Consider the following 7,762-nt stretch of genomic DNA (forward strand, 5'->3'; position numbering starts at 1 on the left):
GAGAGCCTTTTATGCGACTAAATAGTTTACAATTAGTGAATTTTAGAAACTATAATAATTTATATTTAGAATTTAATAAAAAAGTTAATCTTCTTTTAGGAAAAAATGGTCAAGGGAAGACTAATATAGTAGAATCTATATATATGTTATCTTTTGGGAAATCATTTAGAACTAGTAGGGATAAAGAAATTATAAAATTTGATACTGAAAATTTGTATGTGGGTGGTAGTTTTTCGAAAGAACATACAGATGGTCTAATAGAGATAGCAATTGGAAAAAATAAAAAGGGTATAAAAGTAAATAAAATTCATATACAAAAGATTCATGAATTACTTGGAAATTTAAACGTGGTGATATTTTCACCAGAAGATCTTAGATTAGTTAAAGAAGGTCCAAAGGAAAGAAGATCTTTTATTGACAAAGAAATTAGTCAAATTATGCCTAAATATTATAATTATCTTACTAATTATAATAAAGTGCTTTTTCAAAGAAATCAGTTGCTAAAAGCTAATAATGTAGATGAAGCATTATTAGATGTTTATGATGAAAGTTTAGCTAGATATGGAAGTTATCTATATATTTTAAGGCGAGATTTTATAAAAAAAATAGCAGATATATCTAAAAATATGCATTTTAAATTGACAAATTCAGTTGAAGAATTATCAATTACATACAAAAGCCAGATTGATATAAATGATGACGATACTATTGATAGCATATATAATAAATTCTTAGATAAACTTGTTTCAAGTAGAAAGCATGATATTGATGTAAGAACAACTAGATATGGTTTACATAAGGACGATTTAAATATATATGTAAATGGGCTAGATGTTAGACTTTATGGATCGCAGGGGCAACAAAGAACTGCATCTATTTCATTAAAATTATCTGAAATAGAGCTTATAAAAAATGAAGTTGGAGAATACCCAATTCTAATTTTAGATGACGTATTTAGTGAATTAGATGAAACAAGACAAAAACTATTGATAGATAACTTGAGTGTAGTTCAAATGTTTATAACTACCGCTGAAGTTTCACATATAAATATATTTAATAAAAGTAATACAACCATTTTCAGGATTGAAAAGGGACAAGTTATTAATATAGAGAATGGAGGGAACTAGATGAAACAAGAATACGGTGCAAGTCAGATACAAGTTCTAGAAGGATTAGAGGCCGTTAGAAAAAGACCAGGTATGTATATCGGTTCAACAGGTCCTAGAGGTTTACACCATTTAGTTTATGAAGTAGTAGACAACAGTATAGATGAAGCATTACAAGGTTATTGTTCAGAAATATATGTTGCAATAAACAAAGATGGAAGTATAACAGTAAAGGATAATGGTAGAGGTATACCCGTAGAGATACATCCTAAAACAGGAAAATCTACACTAGAGACAGTTTTAACAGTACTTCATGCAGGAGGTAAATTCGGTGGAGGAGGATACAAGGTATCTGGTGGTCTTCACGGAGTTGGGGTTTCTGTAGTGAATGCATTATCTGAATGGGTTGTAGCAGAAGTTCGCAGAGATGGAAAGATACACAAACAATCATATAAATTAGGTACGCCTACAACAGATCTTGAAATAGTAGGTGAATGTAAGGATACAGGAACTACTATAAGCTTTATGCCAGATGCTACAATATTTGATGAAATTGAATTTAAATTTGATACATTAGAGCATAGACTTAGAGAATTATCTTTCTTAAATAAAGGTATAAAAATAGTATTTGAGGATAAGAGAGAAGGGCAAGAAAAGAAAAAAGAATTCCATTACACTGGAGGATTAGTAGAATACGTAAAATACTTAAATAAATCTAGAACAGGAATTCATGATGAAATAGTTTATATAGATAAAAAAGTAGATGACTATGTTGTTGAGTTAGCTATGCAGTATACTGATGGTTATTCAGAGAACATATATTCTTTTGCTAATAATATAAATACTCATGAAGGTGGTACTCACTTAGCAGGATTCAAGACAGCTCTTACAAAGACAATAAATGAATATGCTAAGAGAAATAAGCTTTTAAAAGAAAATGAACCAAACTTATTAGGTGAAGATATAAGAGAAGGTCTTACAACTGTAGTATCAGTTAAGCTTCCAGAACCTCAATTTGAAGGTCAAACAAAGACTAAACTAGGAAATACTGTTATGAGAGGTATAGTAGATAGCGTAACAGTAGAAGAGTTAGGGGCTTTCTTAGAGGAAAATCCAACTACAGCTAGGATAATAGTAGATAAAGGTCTTAGAGCTCAAAGAGCAAGAGAAGCTGCTAAAAGAGCAAGAGAATTAACTAGAAGAAAGAGTGTATTAGAAAGTACTTCATTACCAGGGAAATTAGCTGACTGTGCTGAAAAAGATCCTTCTAAGAGTGAAATATTCTTAGTCGAGGGGGATTCTGCCGGTGGTTCTGCTAAACAAGGTAGAGATAGACATACACAAGCGATACTTCCATTAAGAGGTAAGATATTAAACGTTGAAAAATCTAGATTAGATAAAATATTATCGTCAGATGAAATTAAAAATATGATAACTGCATTTGGTTGTGGAGTTGGAAACGACTTTGACTTAGAAAAAGCTAGATATCATAAAATAGTTATCATGACCGATGCCGACGTCGATGGAGCACATATAAGAACATTATTATTAACGTTCTTCTTTAGATACATGAGACCATTAATAGAAAATGGACTAGTATATATAGCTCAACCACCTCTATATAAAGTTAAAAAGCAAAAGAAAGAATATTATGTTTACTCTGATGAACAACTAAATACTTTATTAGAAGAGATCGGAAGACAAGGTGTAGAGCTTCAAAGATACAAAGGGCTTGGAGAGATGAACGCTGAACAATTATGGGATACTACAATGGATCCTGAGAAAAGAACTTTATTACAAGTATCTATAGAAGATGCAGTACTTGCAGATGAAGTATTCTCAATGCTTATGGGTGACAAAGTTGCTCCAAGAAGAGAATTCATAGAAGAAAATGCAACATACGTTAGAAACTTAGATATATAGAAAGGGGATGAGTATCAATGGAAGGAAATAATAGAATACTCCCTATTGAAATAGCAGAAGAAATGAAAAAGTCTTATATAGACTATTCTATGAGTGTTATAGTTGGTAGAGCTCTTCCAGATGTAAGAGATGGACTAAAACCAGTTCATAGAAGAATATTATATTCAATGAGTGAATTAAATTTAACACCAGATAAACCATATAGAAAGTCTGCCCGTATAGTTGGGGACGTTCTAGGGAAGTACCACCCACATGGAGATAGTGCTGTTTATTTAGCAATGGTTAGAATGGCTCAAGATTTCTCAACTAGAGGACTTTTAGTTGATGGTCATGGTAACTTTGGTTCAGTAGATGGTGATTCACCAGCCGCAATGCGTTACACTGAAGCAAGAATGAGTAAATTAGCTCTTGAATTATTAAGAGATATAGATAAAGAAACTGTTGATTTTGTACCAAACTTTGATGAATCGTTAAAGGAACCTGCAGTACTTCCTTCAAGATATCCTAACCTTTTAGTAAATGGTTCTAACGGGATAGCAGTTGGTATGGCAACATCTATACCACCTCACAATTTAGGTGAAGTAATAGATGCAACTGTACACTTAATAGACAATGAAGAGTGTTCAGTTGATGATTTAATGAAATTTGTAAAAGGTCCAGACTTCCCAACTTCAGCAATAATAATGGGTAAAGAAAATATAGCTGAAGCTTACAGAACTGGTAGAGGTAAGGTTAAAGTTAGAGCTAGAGCGGTAATAGAAGAATTACCAAAAGGGAAACAACAAATAGTAGTAACAGAAATACCATATCAAGTTAATAAAGCTAAGTTAGTTGAAAGAATAGCTGAATTAGTTAAGGATAAAAAGGTAGAAGGAATATCTGACCTTAGAGATGAAAGTAACAGAAATGGAATGAGAATAGTTATAGAACTTAAGAGAGATGTTAATGCTAATATAGTATTAAATAACTTATATAAGCATTCTCAAATGGAAGAAACATTTAGTGTAATAATGCTTGCATTAGTAAATGGTCAACCTAAAGTATTAAATCTTAAGCAAATACTATACCATTATGTACAACATCAAAAAGATGTAGTAACTAGACGTACTAAGTTTGAATTAAATAAAGCTGAAGCAAGAGCACATATATTAGAAGGATTAAGAATAGCCTTAGATAATATAGATGCAGTTATAAGCTTAATAAGAGCTTCTAAAACAACTCAAGAAGCTAAGTCTGGTTTAATGGAGAAGTTTGGATTAACTGATATACAAGCTCAAGCTATATTAGATATGAGACTTCAAAGGCTTACTGGATTAGAGAGAGATAAGATAGAAGCTGAGTATGAAGAATTAATAAAGAAAATAAATAGATTAAAAGAAATATTAGCTAATGAAAGATTACTTCTTAACGTAATAAAAGAAGAAATGCTTATAATAAAAGAAAATTATGCTGATGAAAGAAGAACTGAAATAAGACATGCTGAAGGCGAAATAGATATGAGAGACCTTATAGAGGACGAAGAAATAGCTATAACTCTTACTCATTTTGGATATATAAAGAGACTTCCAGCAGATACTTATAAGAGTCAAAAAAGAGGTGGTAGAGGAATATCTGCTCTTACCACAAGAGAAGAAGATTTCGTAAAACACCTAGTAAGTACAACTACACATAGTAAATTACTATTCTTTACAAATAAAGGTAGAGTATTTAGATTAAATGCTTATGAAATACCTGAAGGTAAGAGACAAGCAAAAGGAACTGCTATTGTAAACTTACTTCAATTAGGTCCTAATGAAAAAATAGCTACACTATTAGCTATAGATGAAAAGGATGACAACAAATACTTATTATTAGCTACTAAGAATGGTATAGTTAAGAAAACTGACCGTGAAGAGTTTAAAAACATAAATAAAGCTGGATTAATAGCTATAGGATTAAGAGAAGATGATGAACTTATAGGTGTTAAAGTAACTGATGGAAACAAAGATGTGCTTTTAGTAACAAAAGAAGGTATGTCTATAAGATTTGATGAAAATGATATAAGATCAATGGGAAGATCCGCTATGGGTGTAAAGGGTATAACATTATCTAATGATGATAAAGTTGTATCTATGAGCTTATGCGAAGAAGGCACTGATGTATTAGTAGTTAGTGAAAATGGATTTGGAAAAAGAACAGATATAAATGAATATAGAACTCAGATAAGAGCAGGAAAAGGAATAAAAACTTACAACATAGCTGAAAAGACAGGAAAACTTGTTGGAGCAGAAATGGTAAATGAAGATGATGAAATGATGATAATAAACTCTGATGGTGTACTTATAAGATTAAGAGTTAATGAAATTTCATTATTTGGAAGAGTAACTAGTGGAGTTAAGTTAATGAAAACTGATGACGAAGTCAATGTAGTTTCTATTTCAAAAATAAAGATGGAAGAAGAATAGGATTATATCCTATTCTTTTTGCTAACTTTATAATATAAATATAATTTAATTTTAGAGGAGAAAAATACTATGAGTAAAAGGCGTGGAAATTTTTTATTATTAGGAGCACTAATAGGTTTTATAGCTGGTTTATTTTTTGCACCTAAGAAAGGTTCTGAACTTAGAAGAGATGCAAAAAATAAAATAGATGAAATTAAAGAAAATCCAAAGGATGTTTTACAAGGAACATTTGATGATGTAAAAGAAAAAATAAACGAATTTATAGACGATAACTTTGCAGAAGATGACAATATACATATATCTGAAGATGAAATTGTGATAAGTAGAACATTTAGCGACGAGGGAGATAATAAGTAATGAATACTTTGGGATGGCAGATAGGAGCATTTTTAATAGGGGCTTCAGCTTTAATTATAGCTGTATATATAGGAAAATTATTAAATACTACTAATAAAGTTGTAGAAAAGGTATATAAAATTATAGATTACAATGAAAGACATATACATGAAACTATAGAAAATGTGGCATCAATAACAACATATACAGAGGAAATAGTTAGTATGGTAAGCAAGATTACAAATATAACGAAAGTATTCAGATTTGTAAAAAGGAGATAACAATAAGGAGGAATTAGAATGTCAATGAATATAGATTCTAAATTAAATAACGAAAATGGTTTTTGGGATGTATCACTTCAAGGTGAGTTAGATGTATCAACAGCAGATAAGCTAAAAGAGCATTTACATAATTTAGCGGACGAAAAAATATTAGATATGAAGATAAATCTTGAGAACTTAGATTATATAGATTCTACGGGCTTAGGTGCTATGATAGGTGTTTTAAAGAAGCTAAAAACGGATAATAAAGAAATATATATAATAAATCCAAAGAGTAACGTAAAAAAGATTTTTACTATAACAGGTCTAGATAAAATATTTAAAGTGGAGGGATAGACTTTGGCTTGTGAAACTATAAAAATGGAAATAAGTGCTAATCCTGATTTTGTAAGTATAATAAGATTAACTACTTCAGGTATAGCTAATAAGATAGGTTTTTCAATAGATGATATAGAAGATATGAAAGTAGCAGTATCAGAAGCTTGTACTAATGCTATAAAGCATAGTGATGATAAAAGCGTAAGTATAACATATACTATATTAGAAAATGGATTAGATATAGAAATAAAAGATAATGGTAAAGGGTACGATGTAGAATCAATAGCTACACCTGATTTAACACAACCAAAAGAAAATGGATTAGGATTATTTATAATCCAAACACTAATGGATGATGTGAAGATAGAATCAAAAGACAACCAAGGAACAATAATAAAAATGACTAAGTATTTAGGAGTTGATATTTAATGAAGAATGTAGCTAATGCTACAAATTACCTAGATGTAGATACAAAAGAGTTATTTAGGATATATAGTAAAGATAAAGATAATAAGGATGTTAGAAATATTCTTATTGAAAGACATTTATATTTAGTAAACTTGTTAGCTAAAAAGTATATTAATAAAGGCGTTGAATATGAAGATTTATATCAAGTAGGATCTTTAGCACTAATATATGCAATAGATAGATATGATATAGGAAAAGGGTATGAATTTTCAAGTTTTGCAACACCAACAATAATAGGTGAAATAAAGAAATACTTTAGAGATAAAGTATGGGCCTTAAGAGTTCCAAGAAGAGTTCAAGAGCTGAGCAAAAAAATAAGTGAAGCTAAAGTAGCACTTGAGCAAGAAAATAAGACTCATCCAAAGGTAAAAGATATAGCTGATTACATAGGTTGTAGTGAAGAAGAAGTTTTAGAGGCTATGGAAGCATCTTATGGTTATCAGCCAATATCTTTAGATTCATCTAGCAATGATGACTCAGAAGATAAAGATATCACTCTTATAGATAAAATTGGGGAAGAGGAAAGTAGCTTTAACAATATAGAGCAAAAAGATTTTGTAAATAAATTCATGGAAAGCTTAAATGAATTAGAAGTTAAGATATTTAAAGATAGATTCTTCTTAGACAAAACTCAATCGACAATAGCAAAAGAGTTAGAAATATCTCAAATGACAGTATCTAGAATAGAGAAAAAGATTGTTGAAAAACTTAGAAAAGAATATGAAAAGCAATTGTAGAAAAAAAATATAAAAATATTTTAAAAAAAGTATTGACCTACTGTTTAATCTATAGTATATTATTACTTGTCCTTAAGAAAACGGGACAAGGAAATAAGAACTTTGAAAATTAAACAGTAGGTTAATTTATAGAATTGAAACTAACAAAC

8 protein-coding genes are annotated in these 7,762 nt (G+C 30.0%); all 8 read left to right on the forward strand.

Features of this window, described 5'->3' with window-relative positions; genetic code table 11:
* Positions 1 to 11 precede the first annotated feature (11 nt).
* The 8 genes from recF to Q5F54_RS01470 all read left to right on the forward strand — a co-directional run bounded on the left by recF (position 12) and on the right by Q5F54_RS01470 (position 7,613).
* A complete protein-coding gene (gene recF / locus Q5F54_RS01435; RefSeq protein ID WP_071118851.1) occupies positions 12 to 1,127 on the forward strand; it encodes a DNA replication/repair protein RecF in 1,116 nt (371 codons plus the stop codon).
* Entirely contained in the window at positions 1,128 to 3,029 is a 1,902-nt protein-coding gene (gene gyrB / locus Q5F54_RS01440; RefSeq protein ID WP_277230055.1) for a DNA topoisomerase (ATP-hydrolyzing) subunit B, read from the forward strand.
* A gap of 17 nt (positions 3,030 to 3,046) precedes the next feature.
* Complete coding sequence (gene gyrA, locus Q5F54_RS01445) at positions 3,047 to 5,473, forward strand: DNA gyrase subunit A (protein ID WP_281538582.1); 2,427 nt, start codon at positions 3,047 to 3,049, stop codon at positions 5,471 to 5,473.
* 69 nt (positions 5,474 to 5,542) lie between these two features.
* Positions 5,543 to 5,830, forward strand: coding sequence for a YtxH domain-containing protein (locus Q5F54_RS01450; protein WP_071118848.1), 288 nt, complete (start codon positions 5,543 to 5,545; stop codon positions 5,828 to 5,830).
* Entirely contained in the window at positions 5,830 to 6,090 is a 261-nt protein-coding gene (locus tag Q5F54_RS01455) for a hypothetical protein (protein WP_071118847.1), read from the forward strand. The genes Q5F54_RS01450 and Q5F54_RS01455 overlap by 1 nt, the downstream gene beginning before the upstream one ends.
* Positions 6,091 to 6,108: 18 nt before the next feature.
* Entirely contained in the window at positions 6,109 to 6,426 is a 318-nt protein-coding gene (locus Q5F54_RS01460) for an STAS domain-containing protein (RefSeq protein ID WP_071118846.1), read from the forward strand.
* Between the two features lie 3 nt (positions 6,427 to 6,429).
* Positions 6,430 to 6,837, forward strand: a complete 408-nt coding sequence (locus Q5F54_RS01465; protein ID WP_143023130.1) for an ATP-binding protein — start codon at positions 6,430 to 6,432, stop codon at positions 6,835 to 6,837.
* Complete coding sequence (locus Q5F54_RS01470; RefSeq protein ID WP_281538581.1) at positions 6,837 to 7,613, forward strand: SigB/SigF/SigG family RNA polymerase sigma factor; 777 nt, start codon at positions 6,837 to 6,839, stop codon at positions 7,611 to 7,613. The genes Q5F54_RS01465 and Q5F54_RS01470 overlap by 1 nt, the downstream gene beginning before the upstream one ends.
* Positions 7,614 to 7,762 lie beyond the last annotated feature (149 nt).

Source organism: uncultured Romboutsia sp. (assembly GCF_958366745.1).
GTDB lineage: Bacteria > Bacillota > Clostridia > Peptostreptococcales > Peptostreptococcaceae > Romboutsia > Romboutsia timonensis.